15 protein-coding genes are annotated in these 13,019 nt (G+C 62.5%); 10 read left to right on the forward strand and 5 right to left on the reverse strand.

The annotated features are described in order from the left end of the window. Nucleotides 1-316: 316 nt before the first annotated feature. Entirely contained in the window at nucleotides 317-1,669 is a 1,353-nt protein-coding gene (locus tag LDN95_RS17440) for a DNA cytosine methyltransferase (RefSeq protein WP_226018840.1), read from the reverse strand. A 459-nt stretch (nucleotides 1,670-2,128) separates the two neighbouring features. Between LDN95_RS17440 and LDN95_RS17445 the strand changes: the two genes are divergently transcribed. The 7 genes from LDN95_RS17445 to LDN95_RS17475 all read left to right on the forward strand — a co-directional run bounded on the left by LDN95_RS17445 (nucleotide 2,129) and on the right by LDN95_RS17475 (nucleotide 6,378). Then, nucleotides 2,129-2,695 carry a recombinase family protein gene (locus tag LDN95_RS17445; RefSeq protein WP_226018841.1) on the forward strand — a complete coding sequence of 189 codons (567 nt, stop codon included), beginning with the start codon at nucleotides 2,129-2,131 and terminating at the stop codon, nucleotides 2,693-2,695. After that, nucleotides 2,692-2,892, forward strand: a complete 201-nt coding sequence (locus tag LDN95_RS17450; protein ID WP_226018842.1) for a hypothetical protein — start codon at nucleotides 2,692-2,694, stop codon at nucleotides 2,890-2,892. The genes LDN95_RS17445 and LDN95_RS17450 overlap by 4 nt, the downstream gene beginning before the upstream one ends. Further along, nucleotides 2,889-3,341, forward strand: a complete 453-nt coding sequence (locus LDN95_RS17455) for a hypothetical protein (protein ID WP_226018843.1) — start codon at nucleotides 2,889-2,891, stop codon at nucleotides 3,339-3,341. The genes LDN95_RS17450 and LDN95_RS17455 overlap by 4 nt, the downstream gene beginning before the upstream one ends. Next, nucleotides 3,334-3,885, forward strand: a complete 552-nt coding sequence (locus LDN95_RS17460) for a hypothetical protein (RefSeq protein WP_226018844.1) — start codon at nucleotides 3,334-3,336, stop codon at nucleotides 3,883-3,885. Before LDN95_RS17455 ends, LDN95_RS17460 begins: the two co-directional genes overlap by 8 nt. A gap of 95 nt (nucleotides 3,886-3,980) precedes the next feature. Next, the gene (locus tag LDN95_RS17465) at nucleotides 3,981-5,441 is read left to right on the forward strand and encodes a hypothetical protein (RefSeq protein ID WP_226018845.1); all 1,461 of its coding nucleotides are present in this window, start codon (nucleotides 3,981-3,983) and stop codon (nucleotides 5,439-5,441) included. A gap of 227 nt (nucleotides 5,442-5,668) precedes the next feature. Beyond that, on the forward strand, nucleotides 5,669-5,914 hold the full coding sequence (locus LDN95_RS17470; protein ID WP_226018846.1) for a hypothetical protein: 246 nt from the start codon (nucleotides 5,669-5,671) through the stop codon (nucleotides 5,912-5,914). Continuing rightward, on the forward strand, nucleotides 5,914-6,378 hold the full coding sequence (locus tag LDN95_RS17475) for a hypothetical protein (RefSeq protein WP_226018847.1): 465 nt from the start codon (nucleotides 5,914-5,916) through the stop codon (nucleotides 6,376-6,378). The genes LDN95_RS17470 and LDN95_RS17475 overlap by 1 nt, the downstream gene beginning before the upstream one ends. 162 nt (nucleotides 6,379-6,540) lie before the next feature. On the opposite strand, the gene LDN95_RS17480 is transcribed toward LDN95_RS17475, so the two are convergent. From LDN95_RS17480 to LDN95_RS17495, 4 genes are all read right to left on the reverse strand, one after another. Next, nucleotides 6,541-7,206, reverse strand: coding sequence for a GntR family transcriptional regulator (locus LDN95_RS17480; protein ID WP_226018848.1), 666 nt, complete (start codon nucleotides 7,204-7,206; stop codon nucleotides 6,541-6,543). 163 nt (nucleotides 7,207-7,369) lie between these two features. Further along, nucleotides 7,370-8,125 carry an SDR family NAD(P)-dependent oxidoreductase gene (locus tag LDN95_RS17485; RefSeq protein WP_226018849.1) on the reverse strand — a complete coding sequence of 252 codons (756 nt, stop codon included), beginning with the start codon at nucleotides 8,123-8,125 and terminating at the stop codon, nucleotides 7,370-7,372. Next, nucleotides 8,122-8,637: a cupin domain-containing protein gene (locus LDN95_RS17490; RefSeq protein ID WP_226018850.1), complete on the reverse strand. Its 516-nt coding sequence runs from the start codon at nucleotides 8,635-8,637 to the stop codon at nucleotides 8,122-8,124. Before LDN95_RS17490 ends, LDN95_RS17485 begins: the two co-directional genes overlap by 4 nt. Beyond that, a complete protein-coding gene (locus LDN95_RS17495) occupies nucleotides 8,634-9,578 on the reverse strand; it encodes a fumarylacetoacetate hydrolase family protein (RefSeq protein WP_226018851.1) in 945 nt (314 codons plus the stop codon). The genes LDN95_RS17490 and LDN95_RS17495 overlap by 4 nt, the downstream gene beginning before the upstream one ends. 166 nt (nucleotides 9,579-9,744) lie before the next feature. Between LDN95_RS17495 and hisD the strand changes: the two genes are divergently transcribed. Genes hisD through LDN95_RS17510 form a run of 3 tightly spaced genes read left to right on the forward strand, consistent with a single transcriptional unit; the run spans nucleotide 9,745 to nucleotide 13,015 of the window. Then, nucleotides 9,745-11,076, forward strand: coding sequence for a histidinol dehydrogenase (gene hisD, locus LDN95_RS17500; protein ID WP_226018852.1), 1,332 nt, complete (start codon nucleotides 9,745-9,747; stop codon nucleotides 11,074-11,076). 10 nt (nucleotides 11,077-11,086) lie between these two features. Next, nucleotides 11,087-11,851 carry an SDR family NAD(P)-dependent oxidoreductase gene (locus LDN95_RS17505; RefSeq protein WP_226018853.1) on the forward strand — a complete coding sequence of 255 codons (765 nt, stop codon included), beginning with the start codon at nucleotides 11,087-11,089 and terminating at the stop codon, nucleotides 11,849-11,851. Between the two features lie 12 nt (nucleotides 11,852-11,863). Continuing rightward, nucleotides 11,864-13,015, forward strand: coding sequence for an alpha/beta hydrolase (locus LDN95_RS17510; protein WP_226018854.1), 1,152 nt, complete (start codon nucleotides 11,864-11,866; stop codon nucleotides 13,013-13,015). Nucleotides 13,016-13,019 lie beyond the last annotated feature (4 nt).

Consider the following 13,019-nt stretch of genomic DNA (forward strand, 5'->3'; position numbering starts at 1 on the left):
TCAAACGATCAGGCTCAACACCACATCAAAGGTGGGCGGAAATTAAGCGGAATGGTGGGCGGGATCAGTCCGGAATCCCGGGCCGGAATTCCTCGGAATGACGGGCGGCATTAAGTCGGAATCCGCAACTTGGCCTCTGCTGTGGGAAGACCTTGCAGATGGGTCGCAATTTTGCTCCGAAAGCCAGTCTCCATAGCCAATACGCGACCGCGAGCGGCAGCATCGCCATCAATGGCAGTCAGCGCTGCGTAGATCGCCTGCTTGGACAGCAGAAGCGGCTGCTCCGTTTTCGGTAGATCAGGGTGACCTTTTGCCATTATTTCGCCGCCATCCTCTTTACATTCCTGACTGTGACCGCTGCCCGATAGGTTGATTTTTGACTGTTCCCTCCATCGTTCCAAACAAAGGTTTCTCCACCTTTGAACCATTGGCGAGTGCGAACATGCGACTGGATATAAACTGTGCGGAAATGATCGGAGCACCGGGAGTATGGGCGAAAGTTTCGATCCGACAGATCATCCAGAGCACGACTAATCACTTCGCCAGCAATTTTTCCTAATCGCACCGGAACAGCATTACCAACTTGGGCATATTGCTGTGATGCAGTTCCGCAAAAGGTCCAGCCTTCCGGAAACTCCTGTATTGCTGCATACTCTTTCAAACTTAGCGCCCGAACTTCTACTGGATGGCACAGCGACGTGCTTGCGTGGTTAGGCATCGTGACAAGGGTCGGGCATGGTAGATCGAAAGATAGCCGCCGCCACCACCCAGACCGCCCTCCTTTGGCAAACCAAGCCTTCCCCATAGATGCCTGTTGATCCTCGACCGATAGGCTTCGCCAGTTCGAGCCCGGTGTGATTTTTTCTAGAAATGACTTTTTCCGGGGCGAAAAGTCCATAATGACCTCTCCCGGATCGTTCATCCGGCCAATCGCATCGCCCAGTGTCGCCCATGGCTTCAAATCTGGCTTCGGGAAAAATAGGTCTGCCGAAGGTGCCGATAGGTGATCTGGGTTGCCATGCGTAGGATCAGGAAAATCGACCTGGGCCTGAAAACGATTGCCTACAAACAGTGCCCGCTCGCGAAGTTGGGGCGCTCCGTAGTTTACGGCGTTCACCTCAAAGCAGTCCATGTGATAGCCCGACCCGATTTTTTGAAGGTCGTCGGCAAACAATCTGACGACCGAGCCAGCCGCTTCATCGGCGCTAAGAGGCTTACCACCTCGCTCTGGACGATCTGCAATGGGCCGATGTTGCGTTGCAGCCGAGAGCAGGCCCCGAACGTTTTCCATCAAAAAGAAGCGCGGGCGCATTACATCAACGAAACGCAAAAACTCCCAGAGAAGCGTGCCACGGCTATCTTGCGTTGTTCCACGCCGCCCGGCAGTGCTGAACGACTGGCACGGTGGCCCGCCGACAAGAACGTCAAGTTCTCCCGGTTTTAGGCCAACCGCAGCAAGCACTTCCATCGGATCGACATCTCGAATGTCACCCTCAAACACGACCATGTTTTGATCCAACAGGCCATTCGCTTGGTTGGCTCTAATCGACGCACAGAAAGATGGTTCTTTTTCAACGGTGGCGAGCAAACGGAAACGTCCGGTCGCGTCCATCCCGGCATCAAGTCCCATTGCTCCCGAAAATAGGGAGATCGCTGTATATTTCTTCATAGGCTCCTTGCAGCCCTTCCAAAGGCACGGACACGCTACCTCATGAAGAGCATCAGATCGACCCTCACAGCAGGACAACTCGGAGCTTTCCCACCGTTCGTTTACGATCATCGGAGCGCCATAGCTTTCTTACATGGCCCTGCCTCTGCGAGAATGATCAGCCGTTCGGAAAATGGCCTGAACCCGTCCCATACACGTTGCCAAAATCTATGTGGGACGTTGTCGCGCAGGGTTTGGACCCTAGCGACACGCGAGCCATGACGACACGACGTTGACCGCAATTGGGCGATGCGATCCGCGCTGTGCCTGTGTGTCGTTGCAACTGGTTGCACATTAGACGCAGTAGCAAAAAGGAATGGGCGCGCTCCCGGAATGGCGGTTTTCTGGGCTTTTCCGGCATTGTTTGCGTGACTAATTGCTGATGTTCTGTCATTGTTCTTGGGTCGAGGGAGAACATTCGTGCTCATTGGATATGCGAGAACAAGCCAAATTTCCCAGCGTGCCGGTCTTGACGGTCAGATTGCAGATTTGAAGGCAGTCGGTGCTGAACGGCTATTCGTCGAACAAGTTTCCGCATTGGCCCATCGGCCCGAACTGCAAAACGCCATCGACTTTGCGAGGGACGGAGACACCCTGATAGTGAAGCGAATGTGCCGCCTCGCTCGGTCAACGGTCGAACTGCTGAATATCGTCGCCAAACTGGAAGCCAAAAATGTCGGCGTAAAAGTGCTCGATTTTGGCGGTGGCGAACTGGATACCAAATCAGCGTCGGGCCGATTGCTCGTTACCGTCCTTGCGGCTGTCTCGGAAGCAGAACGCACCATGATGCTCGAACGCCAGAAGATCGGCATTGCCAAGGCGAAACAGGAAGGCCGTTACAAGGGCCGCGCTCCAACAGCCCGCCGCAAGGCTCCGCAGGTGCAAGAACTTCACCAGTCCGGCTTTGCTGCCTCGGAGATCGCTTCCCGGCTGGGGATGGCGCGCTCAAGCGTCTATCGCGTGTTGGCCGAGGTGAAGGCGGCATGAAAAAGACAATCCCGCACCTGTTCGCCGAAATCACTGCCCGGCTTGAAGACCTCCACAGTATCGCCGTGGAGGGCCAGCGCGCCGACAACGCGCCCGACATGCAGGCCGTGCTGGCGCTCCACCTGCGCGCTGGCCTTGCCGCGCTCGACGGCACCGTGCGCGGCGTGGCGAAGGTTCTGGACGGAGGTGCCCAATGAAAGATCAGGGATCGGAGATCGGCTATAACGGCTTCCGCTTCGAGGCGGGTTACTCGGTGATCCCCATTCAGAACGCCGCTCTACGGAATGGCACGCTCATTCGCCCTACTGTGTGTAGCATCTGCCGAGATGGCCGCAGCGAGCAGCCGCAGGGTCGGGACTATCGCTTCCTCCACCTTGAGGACTATTCGCGCCCGCTTGTGATCCACCCGTGCTGTAAGGCATGTCATGCTGCCTTGCACGCCCGCTTCCGTGACCCTGAACGGTGGCAGCGTTTGCTGGCGCGGCATGGCAGACCGGGCGATTGGGCCACGTTGTTGTCCCTCGACCCGGCGTCGCAGTTCCGACCATTCGCCGAAACCTATCCGAATGGCCTGCCGCCGCCGACGACGATACCGAGGCCAGAAGCTCAACCCAGCCTGTTCGATTTTGGCGATCAGCATGACTGATTGCGCCGCACGGTTCGACATTGACGCCTATATCGCCGCGCTTCCCCGGCGCGCTCTTTCGGCACCCCGGCCCAATGCAGCGACACGTTATAGGGTTTGGAATTACGCCCTGTTGAAAGATTATCAGGGCTTCACCGGGACAGAGCGCAGGCGTGCCAGTCAGCTTGGGAATTGGCTTCTTGCGGCGGGGTGCCTGACCTTGCCGGAGCGGTGTGAAATTTGCGCCAGTCCGGGCTCAACGCAGATGCACGGGGAAAATTACTACGACGTGCCCAGCGATCCGGCGCTGTGCCGCGCCTGTCATCGTGCGCTGCATCTTCGGTTTTGGCAGTGGGATGCGTGGCGCAGGATCGTCGATGCGTCAGCCATCACGGGTCAGGAGTGGTTTGCGCTGATGCCCCAGCACAGCATCGACATCGCCGGACACCTGCGCGACACATGGGGCTGGTGTGCTGCCGACATCGAGAGATCGCCGATTGCGCCTTTGCCCGATGCCATCGCCGTGATGTTACCCGGTAACATGCTGCCCCACCCGGTCGTTTGATTGCCGCCCTGTTCGATTGCTCGTTTCCGAGATGGAAACCCTTCGCCTCTACAGAGGGTAGGTAAGCCAATGGACATGGACGTAATAGCAGCATCATGGGAGTGGATCAGCCAAGGGTGTTCCTGCGAGCGCGGCAACGAAGCCGCACCGCCCTGCGGGCGTTCAGTCGGAACCTGATCCCGGCTATCGGCGAAGTTGGGGTTGATCGTTTTCAGATGACGGTCGCCGGGGAGTGGCGGGTCTCTTCGCGGCAGCATCCTGATACCCTGACAACGGAAGAATATTTTGACTTGCTGGCGACCGCCTCTGACGAGGTAAGTTGGTTTCGGCTACCAGCGCGCCGCACCAATGGATTGCGCATCGAGACGAGGTCGCAGGCACCGACAACGCTTGGCCCGCTGGTGATCAACGTCAATGGCCGGAACGCTACGCAGAGTTGGTTCAAGGCCGAACTGGCCGGAGCAAATCCGACAAGGACGCTTGCCCACCTTCTCGCCGAATGGGGCGACGAGGACGACTTTCTTGCCACCATCTCGGAACTTAGCTCCTATCAGTTCTTTGCCATCGCCAACACGCCCATCCCTCGCGCAATCGGCAAGGACGCCGACAACTGGCTTTTTGAACCGGCCCTGACGTTGAGATGCCTCGGAAGCGATCCGTATGCCGTGTTTCTGCCGATCTACGTGTTGCAGCTTCAACGATTGATAGCCCATCTGTTAGCGCCCCACACTTCCCATCGTGTCCGGGCAGAAGGGGCAGATGCGGTGGTGGAGGATCAAGGCGCGACCATCCGCATCAAGTGGGGTGAAGTTCGTGTGCCGCAGATCGAATGTTACTTCGAGCGTCATCATGGCGGCGCGGTAGGAAGCGTGCGGGCTGCTGCGGCAGTTGCGCTTGCAGAAACCGACATGACGAATGTGCATCGCTACACCCGGCCAACCAGCGATTGGGTTGAGCGGCAGGATGACTGCCTGTCTATTGGCTTCACGCTCACCGACAAGTATCGACTAGGCGTCTATGCAAAATCACCGTCGCGCTTTCGATTTGAAGTGCGCCGGTTGAAGAAGGGCGATTACTCGGCGCTTGACCGCCCGGCGCGACCGCAAGACCGCTTGCTCGCGATCTTGGAAATGGAACGGCTGAACCTATTGACCGCTGTGCGCTGGTCACGGTTTGGTGAGATGTTCGACGAGCGGCCTGCGCCGCAGATCACCGATCTGACCCGGCTATGCGGAATGATCGCCCAACTCTGCGCTGCGCATCTGGTCGGCGTGCAAGGCGTCATGGCCCGGCTGTTCGAAGACGGCGGAATTAGCCGAAATGGCCACGACGAATTGCCAGAAGCCCTCCTGGACGATTTGTGCAAGGTCGGCATCCTGCACCGGTTCGTGATAGGTCGTCGAGATCACCAGCACCCCGTAAAACGCTATGCCCTCGTTCCTCAATACCGGCATCTCATGGATGCGGTCATGGCTGGTCTGGCGCTACATAGTGCGAGTGCCACTGCCGAAGCACAGCCGACCGATTTTATTGACAACGAAAGCAGGGGGCGATGACCCGCATCATGTCGCCAGTCTTTGTGTGCCCATCTGATAGCGATCAATGATCCACTGCTAATTTCCCCACGATCCCGGCCATTTCGTCCGTATGCGCCCCGTGGGGCCACAGAACCTGATTGCGCGCCCTTGTGCCTTCTGACGCATTTGTCGTCGCCAACAGGTCACTCTGGCGCGCACCGCAATCAGGTTGTAACGGTGGAAACGAACTATTGAATGAGGCAATCATGCGCAAGTCAGGCTGGACGCCCGAACGCCGGGCAAAGCAAGCGGAAGCGATAAGGCAATGGCAGCCGTGGAGTAAGTCCACCGGCCCGCGCACCGAAGAAGGGAAGGCCAAGTCTTCTCGCAACGCTGACAAGGGCGCGGCAGCATTGGATGCCCGTATTTTGCAAGTTCGGCTGGATTGGCGGGCGGCACGTCTGGCCGAGATAGATTACGTCTGTCGGCTCCTGTTTGCCGGGCAGCGATAATGGTCCAGCCCGCTTCCCTTGCGGAGATCGCGCCGCTGCTCGATGCTGCGAGGGAAGCCGCGACTGCCTATTACCGGCTTACAAGCAAGCCGCTCGGTATTACCGGCGAGATCGGCGAATATGAAGCGGCCAAACTGCTGGGCTTGACGTTGGTCTCTGCCCGCACGCCCGGTTACGATGCCGTTGGCCCTGACGGACGCCGCATACAGATTAAGGCTCGGATGTATCCCGAGGAAAAGCCGCTCGCTGGTCAGCGAATGGGGTCAATCAAAGCGAACAGCGTTTTCGACACGGTGATGCTCTTGATGATGGACAACAACTACCAGCCGTGGGTCATTTGGGAGGCGCAGCGCGCTCCTGTGTTGGCAGCATTGGAAGCACCCGGCAGCAAGAGCCGGAACGAACGCGGCTCGTTGGCCGTCGCGAAGTTCAAAAGCATCGCAGTGGAGGTTTGGCGGCGATAATGGTTACGACGGCTCTGCTTGCGCGGTCCTAAACATGGTCCTATCGTGCAACCCGTTGCATTGATAACATATTGAAAAACATGATCCTAAAACGTGTAGTGGGCCTTCCTGCCGGGCCCACCACCCCCCTTGCGCATTTTGAACCGGGATCAGGCGCCAACTTCAGGCGCCGGGCGGGGCGATCGTCAGTCTGCGGTGCGCGTCGGAATAGGCGTAATAGGCGCGGCGGATGTGGCTGTTCATGATCGCTTCGGCCCAGTCGCCATCCCGGCGCTCGAACGCGGCGACCAGTTCGGTGTGCTCGCCGTGGCTGCGGACGAGCGAGGCCTGATCGTAGAAGTGCGCGGTGCGCCAGACCACCGGCTGTTCGACCAGCGTGTTGAGCAGCGCGGTCAGGCGGCGCGAATTGGCGGTTTCCAGCAGGATCGCGTGGAACTGGCGATTGCCTTCGAGAAACGCGGCGACATCGGCCACAGGCTGCTGGATGGCCTGTCCGACCAGCGCGTTGGCCGCGCGCAGCCGCGCGATCACCTCGGGCGTCATCCGCGCCGCCGCCAGCCGCGCGGCGCGCCCTTCCAGACTGGCGCGCAAGTCGAACGCGTCGGCCACGTCGTCAAGCGACCAGTCGGCCACGAAGGTGCGCTGGGTGTCGTTGCGCGCGACCAGCAGTTCGGCTTCGAGCCGCCGCAGCGCATCGCGCACCGGCGTACGCGAGACGCCGCACAGCTCGGCCAGCGCCTCTTCGGCAAGCTGTTCGCCCGGTGCGAGTTCGCCGGACAGGATCCGGCTGCGGATCTGTGCATAGGCTCGATCCGAAGCTTTCGACATCGTATCCCGTTTCCCGCCTGAATGGTCCCGCCCCGGATCGGACGCTGCTTCCGAATCCGACAGATGCGCGGCGAAATCAATCGGGAAATCCCAAATGGCTCATGAGGGCCACGCGCTTGGCCAAAGGGACTTGTATACAGTCCGTCCGGGGCCCGGTCCGGGATCAGCTTGCGTCGGTGATCAGGGTGCCGCCGTCGACCACCAGATTGTGCCCGGTGACAAAGCCGCCCGCCGCGCTGGCAAGGAACACCGCCGCGCCCGCGACTTCGGCAGGGGTGCCCGGACGGCGCAGCGGGGTCATCTGCATGCGCCGCGCCATGAAGTCCGGGTTGTCCAGCAAGGGTTGCGACAGTTCGGTGGCGATGAAGCCGGGCGAGATGGCATTGGCGCGCACACCCTGCGGCCCCCATTCGACCGCAAGGTTGCGCGCCAGTTGCGCCACCCCGGCCTTGGCCAGCGCATAGGCGTTGATCGCGCCATTGCCGCGCAGGCCCGACAGGCTGGCGATAAAGATGGCGCTGCCCGCGCGCTTGGCCAGATGCTGCCGCGCAAGGTTGGCCAGCACCACCTGGCTGCGCAAGTTGATCGCCATGACGCGGGCATAGTCGGCAAGGTCAAGGCTGGCGAACGGCCCCGGCCTGCCGGTGATCCCGGCATTGCCGACCACGATGTCCAGCCCGCCGAGCGCCGCTACCGTGCCGGTGACCAGCGCGCCCAGCGCCGCGTCGTCCGATACGTCGCAGGCGATGCCGACTTGCCCCAGTTCGCGGGCCACGCGCTCGGTATCGGCGGCATCCTCGCTGGAGATGACCACTTGCGCGCCTGCCGCGATCATCGCTTCGGCAATGGCGCGACCGATCCCGCGGGTCGATCCGGTGACCAGTCCGCGCCGCCCGGTCAGGCTGAACAGGCCGCTCATTTGTGGTCGGGCTTGTCCTCGGGCAGCGGCTGTCCGTTGTGCAGATAGGCCGGTGCCTCGATCAGGATGAAGGCGATGCGGGTCGGCTGGTCGGTGGTGTTGCGCCACAAGTGGTTGGTGCCGCGCTGGATGATGATGCCGCCTTCGCGCACGGTGCGCTTGTGCCCGTCCTCCAGTTCCAGCTCGATCTCGCCCTTCAGGACGATGCCGTAATCGATGCTGTTGGTGCGGTGCATCGGGCTTTCCTTGCCCGGCAGCATGTCGACCACGCGGATCACCGAGCCCTGATTGAGCGTCAGCCCGGCCTCGCGCAGCCGCCCGTCGGTTTCGTCGTTGTTGTCGGCCGGGACCGTCTCGGTGGTCCAGATCAGCAGGAAGCTGGCATCGCCCGACGGGATCATCCGGGTGGGCGTGACATCCTCGGACCGGAACACCGCGCGGCCATTTTCGTCATGCCCGGTGACGACCCGCTGGACCGGCGGCAAGCCGCTGTCGGACAGGATTTCGCTCATGCCTGCACCACCGTCTGGTCGATCGTGCCGAACGGCGCGCGGCCATCGGGCAAGTGCGCCTCCATCCGGACGGTATCGCCGAACCGCATGAACCCGGTGCGCGCCTCGCCATGGTCGACGATCTCGATCCCGCGCCGCTCGGCGATGCACGACGATCCGACTTCGCGGTAGCTCTCGTTGGAAACGGTGCCCGATCCGATCACCGTGCCCGCCACCAAGGCGCGGGTGCGCGCGGCGTGCGCAACCAGTTCGTCGAAGCCATAGGCCATCGGCTCGCCATCGGCGTTGCCGAACACTTGCCCGTTCCACTGCACTTCCAGCTTCAGCGCGGGGCGGAAGTTGCGCCAGGCATCGCCCAGTTCATCGGGCGTGACCGCGAACGGTGCCATTCCGCACGGCGGCTTGGCCTGAATCCAGCCGAAGCCGGTTTTCATCTCGGGACCGGCCAGCTTGCGCAGCGACCAGTCGTTGATCTGCACGATCAGGCGGATATAGCGGTGCGCCTCGGCGGCGGGGGTGCCCAGCGGCACGGCGCTGACGATGATCCCGAACTCGCCCTCGAAGTCGATGCCCAGCGCCTCGTCCGCCATCGGCACTTTGGCGGTGGGGGCATAGAACGTGTCCGACACCCCCTGATACATCAGCGGGAAGTCGGCCTTGAGCGGTTCGTGGCCCAGCGCCTTGTCCATCAGCGCGCCGTGGCTGGGATAGACCGACCCGTCGAGCCACTGCCACGCGCGCGGCAAGGGCGCGAGCAGGCTGGCGCTGTCGAGGCTTTCGGGAAACGCGGTGATCGCGGCCAGTTGCGGCGCAACCGCGTCCCAATCCTCAAGCGCTGCCTGCAGTGTCTCGACCGGCGCCAGCGCATAGTGCGTGGCTTGCGGTGATACGATGATCAGCCGCCCGTCCTTGCTGCCGTTATCCAACGTGGCCAGACGCATCGCAGAAATCTCCCAGACTATCCAATTGCGCCCAACTAACCTGCGCGCGCACATCCCGGCAACGGCATACGGTCGATAGGCTTGCATCGATAGCATGCGATGGTCGCGCGCGGCACGACATGCCAGACAGCGGCAAAACAGACCTTTGATGGGGAGATTTCCGGCGATGGCCATTTGGCTCAAGCGCGGTGCCGCAGCGGACGTGAAAGCCGCCACCGACCGCAAAGTGCGCGATACCGTCGAGGCGGCGCTGGCCGATATCGAGGCGCGCGGCGACGTGGCCCTGCGCGAAATGAGCAACACCTTCGACGGCTGGGACCGCGAGGACTATCGCCTGAGCCAGTCCGAGATCGAGCAGGCGGTCGACAGCCTGACCCCGCAAGAGCGCAAGGACATCGAGTTCGCACAGACCCAGGTGCGCAACTTCGCGCAGATCCAGCGCGCCTCGCTGCACGATGTCGAAGTCGAAACGCTGCCCGGCGTGATCCTTGGCCACAAGCACGTGCCGATCAACGCGGCGGGTTGCTATGTGCCCGGCGGCAAGTACCCGCTGCTGGCCAGCGCGCACATGAGCGTCATCACCGCCAAGGTTGCGGGCGTTTCGCGCGTGATCACCTGCGCCCCGCCGTTTCAGGGCAAGCCCGCGCGCGCCATCGTGGCGGCGCAGGCGATGGCCGGGGCCGACGCGATCTATGCGCTGGGTGGCATTCAGGCGATCGGCGCGATGGCGATCGGCACGCAGACGATCGATCCGGTCGATATTCTGGTCGGGCCGGGCAACGCCTTTGTCGCCGAAGCCAAGCGCCAGTTGTTCGGCCGGGTCGGCATCGACTTGTTCGCCGGGCCGACCGAAACGCTGATCATCGCCGACGAGATCGGCTGCGATCCCGAACTGGCCGCCACCGACATTCTCGGGCAGGTCGAGCACGGGCCGGACAGCCCCGGCGTGCTGCTGACCACCAGCGAAAAGCTGGCCCGCGCGACGATGGCCGAAATCGAGCGCCTGTTGCAGATCCTGCCCACCGCCGACCACGCGCGCAAGGCGTGGGAGACCTTCGGCGAAGTGATCGTGGCCGAAAGCTGCGCAGAAATGGTGCGCATCGCCGACGAGATCGCCAGCGAACACGTGCAGGTGATGACCGCCGATCCCGATTACTTCCTGCAGAACATGACCAACTATGGCGCGCTGTTCCTCGGGCCGCGCACCAATGTTTCGTTCGGGGACAAAGTGATCGGCACCAACCACACACTGCCCACGAAAAAGGCGGCGCGCTATACCGGTGGGCTGTGGGTGGGCAAGTTCCTGAAAACCTGCACTTATCAGAAAGTCCTGACCGACGAGGCGAGCACACTGGTCGGCGAATACTGCAGCCGCCTGTGCGCGCTCGAAGGCTTTGCCGGGCATGGCGAGCAGGCCAATATCCGCGTGCGCCGCTATGGCGGCCGCAACGTGGCCTATGCCGGACAGGCCGAGCCCAGCGCACTGACGCGGGCATGAGGGGGATCGCATGACCCTGCCCAAGACCCCCAGCTTCCGGCTCGATGGCCGTCGCGCGCTGGTGACCGGCGCGGGGCGCGGCATCGGGCTGGCGGCGGCAGCAGCGCTGGCGCAGGCCGGGGCCGAAGTGACCTTGGCCGCACGCACCGCCAGCGAGATCGAGCAGGGCGCGCAGGCCATCCGCGACGCCGGGGGCATGGCAACTGCCGCCGTGCTCGATGTCGGCGATCTGGCGGCGGTGGAGGCGTTCTTCGCCGCGCGCCCGGCCTTCCACGTGCTGGTCAACAACGCCGGCACCAACCGCCCCAAGCCCTTGTGGGAGGTGACCCCCGACGATTACGACGCGGTGCTCGACCTCAACGTCAAAGCGGCGTTCTTCGTGGCGCAGCACGCGGTCAGGGCGATGCTGGCGGGCGGGATCACGGGCAGCCTGATCCACATGGGCAGCCAGATGGGCCACGTCGGCGGACCCAACCGCAGCCTTTATTGCGCCAGCAAGTGGGCGATCGAGGGGCTGAACAAGGCCTTCGCGCTCGATCTGGCGCCACACGGCATCCGCAGCAACACGATCGCCCCCACCTTCATCGAAACCCCGCTGACCAGACCCTTTTTCGAGGATGCGGCGTTCAAGGCCAGCGTGCTGGCCAAGATCAAGCTGGGGCGGCTGGGGCAAGTGGAAGACCTGATGGGCGCGGTGCTGTTCCTCGCCAGCGATGCCTCCGCCCTCATGACCGGAACCAGCCTCGTCGTCGATGGCGGCTGGACGGCCGACTAAAGGATACATGCGATGTTCGAACCCTTTCCCGGAAACTATGTGTGGAACCTTGCCACCAATCTGGCGCTGGTCGCCGGTGGCAACCATGGCGAGATCGACGAGGCCTGCCGCCCGGTGCGCGAAGCCGCCAAGGCCGGAGCCGACGCCGGGTCGGCGGTGCTGTTCGACAGCTGGGTCAGGGTGGCCGATCAGGTAGCGGCCAACGCCGATGCCGACCTTGCCGCCGGTTACACGCTGTCGGCCGGGTCGAAGTACTTGCGCGCCAGCGGATACTACCTTGCCGCCGAACGGATGCAGAGCCGCGACTACGCCCCGCGCTGGGCCGCCTATGCGCGCGGGCTGGAGCTGTACCACAAGGGTTCGGCCTTGCGCGGGCTCAACGTCGACACAGTAGAGATCCCCTATGAGGGCAGCAGCTATACCGCGATCTTCGTCCACGACGGATCGGGCACGCCGCGCCCCACGCTCGTCTCGGTCAACGGGCTCGATTCGATGAAGGAGCAGGTCAACATGGCGGGCCACGGCCTTGCCAACCTTGAGCGCGGGATCAACACGCTGTTCGTCGACCAGCCCGGCACCGGCGAGGCGATCCGCCTGCGCAACCTGCCCGCGATCTATGACGCCGAGCGCTGGGGCAGCCCGGCGTTCGACTACCTGCTGACCCGCAGCGACGTGATCCATTCCAAGATCGGCATCTTCGGCCTGTCGTTCGGCGGCTATCACGCGCCGCGCATCGCCGCCAACGATCCGCGCTATGCCCTGTGCGCGGTGATGGGCGCCAACCACGTGTGGGGCCAGCGCCAGCGCGAGCGGGTGACGAACGAGGGCGAGAACCCGGTGCCGCACTACTGGGACCACGTGCTGTGGGTGTTCGGCTTCGAAGACCGCGATGCGTTCCTGACTTATGCCGACCAGATCACGCTGGACGGGCAGGTGGAAAAGATCCGCGTGCCGTTCCTGATCACCCATGGCGAGAACGACCGCCAGATCCCCGCCTTCAACGCGCAACTGTCGTACGATCAGGCGGTCAACAGCCCCAAGCGCGCGCTGCGCATGTTCACCAAGGCCGACTTCGAGGTCGAGCATTGCGGTGCAGACAATGGCACCGGCATGCGCGACTACATCGCCGACTGGTGCGCCGAAACCTTTGCCGAAATGGGCTGAGGCG

The sequence above is a fragment of the Novosphingobium sp. FKTRR1 genome, from assembly GCF_020404405.1.
In the GTDB taxonomy this organism is placed as follows: Bacteria; Pseudomonadota; Alphaproteobacteria; order Sphingomonadales; family Sphingomonadaceae; genus Novosphingobium.

Coding starts and splice junctions, on each gene's coding strand:
- LDN95_RS17440 (WP_226018840.1), bottom strand. CDS start 1,669: ATGAAGAAATATACAGCGATCTCCCTATTTTCGGGAGCAATGGGACTT.
- LDN95_RS17450 (WP_226018842.1), top strand. CDS start 2,692: ATGAAAAAGACAATCCCGCACCTGTTCGCCGAAATCACTGCCCGGCTT.
- LDN95_RS17455 (WP_226018843.1), top strand. CDS start 2,889: ATGAAAGATCAGGGATCGGAGATCGGCTATAACGGCTTCCGCTTCGAG.
- LDN95_RS17460 (WP_226018844.1), top strand. CDS start 3,334: ATGACTGATTGCGCCGCACGGTTCGACATTGACGCCTATATCGCCGCG.
- LDN95_RS17465 (WP_226018845.1), top strand. CDS start 3,981: ATGGGAGTGGATCAGCCAAGGGTGTTCCTGCGAGCGCGGCAACGAAGC.
- LDN95_RS17470 (WP_226018846.1), top strand. CDS start 5,669: ATGCGCAAGTCAGGCTGGACGCCCGAACGCCGGGCAAAGCAAGCGGAA.
- LDN95_RS17475 (WP_226018847.1), top strand. CDS start 5,914: ATGGTCCAGCCCGCTTCCCTTGCGGAGATCGCGCCGCTGCTCGATGCT.
- LDN95_RS17480 (WP_226018848.1), bottom strand. CDS start 7,206: ATGTCGAAAGCTTCGGATCGAGCCTATGCACAGATCCGCAGCCGGATC.
- LDN95_RS17485 (WP_226018849.1), bottom strand. CDS start 8,125: ATGAGCGGCCTGTTCAGCCTGACCGGGCGGCGCGGACTGGTCACCGGA.
- LDN95_RS17490 (WP_226018850.1), bottom strand. CDS start 8,637: ATGAGCGAAATCCTGTCCGACAGCGGCTTGCCGCCGGTCCAGCGGGTC.
- LDN95_RS17495 (WP_226018851.1), bottom strand. CDS start 9,578: ATGCGTCTGGCCACGTTGGATAACGGCAGCAAGGACGGGCGGCTGATC.
- hisD (WP_226018852.1), top strand. CDS start 9,745: ATGGCCATTTGGCTCAAGCGCGGTGCCGCAGCGGACGTGAAAGCCGCC.
- LDN95_RS17505 (WP_226018853.1), top strand. CDS start 11,087: ATGACCCTGCCCAAGACCCCCAGCTTCCGGCTCGATGGCCGTCGCGCG.
- LDN95_RS17510 (WP_226018854.1), top strand. CDS start 11,864: ATGTTCGAACCCTTTCCCGGAAACTATGTGTGGAACCTTGCCACCAAT.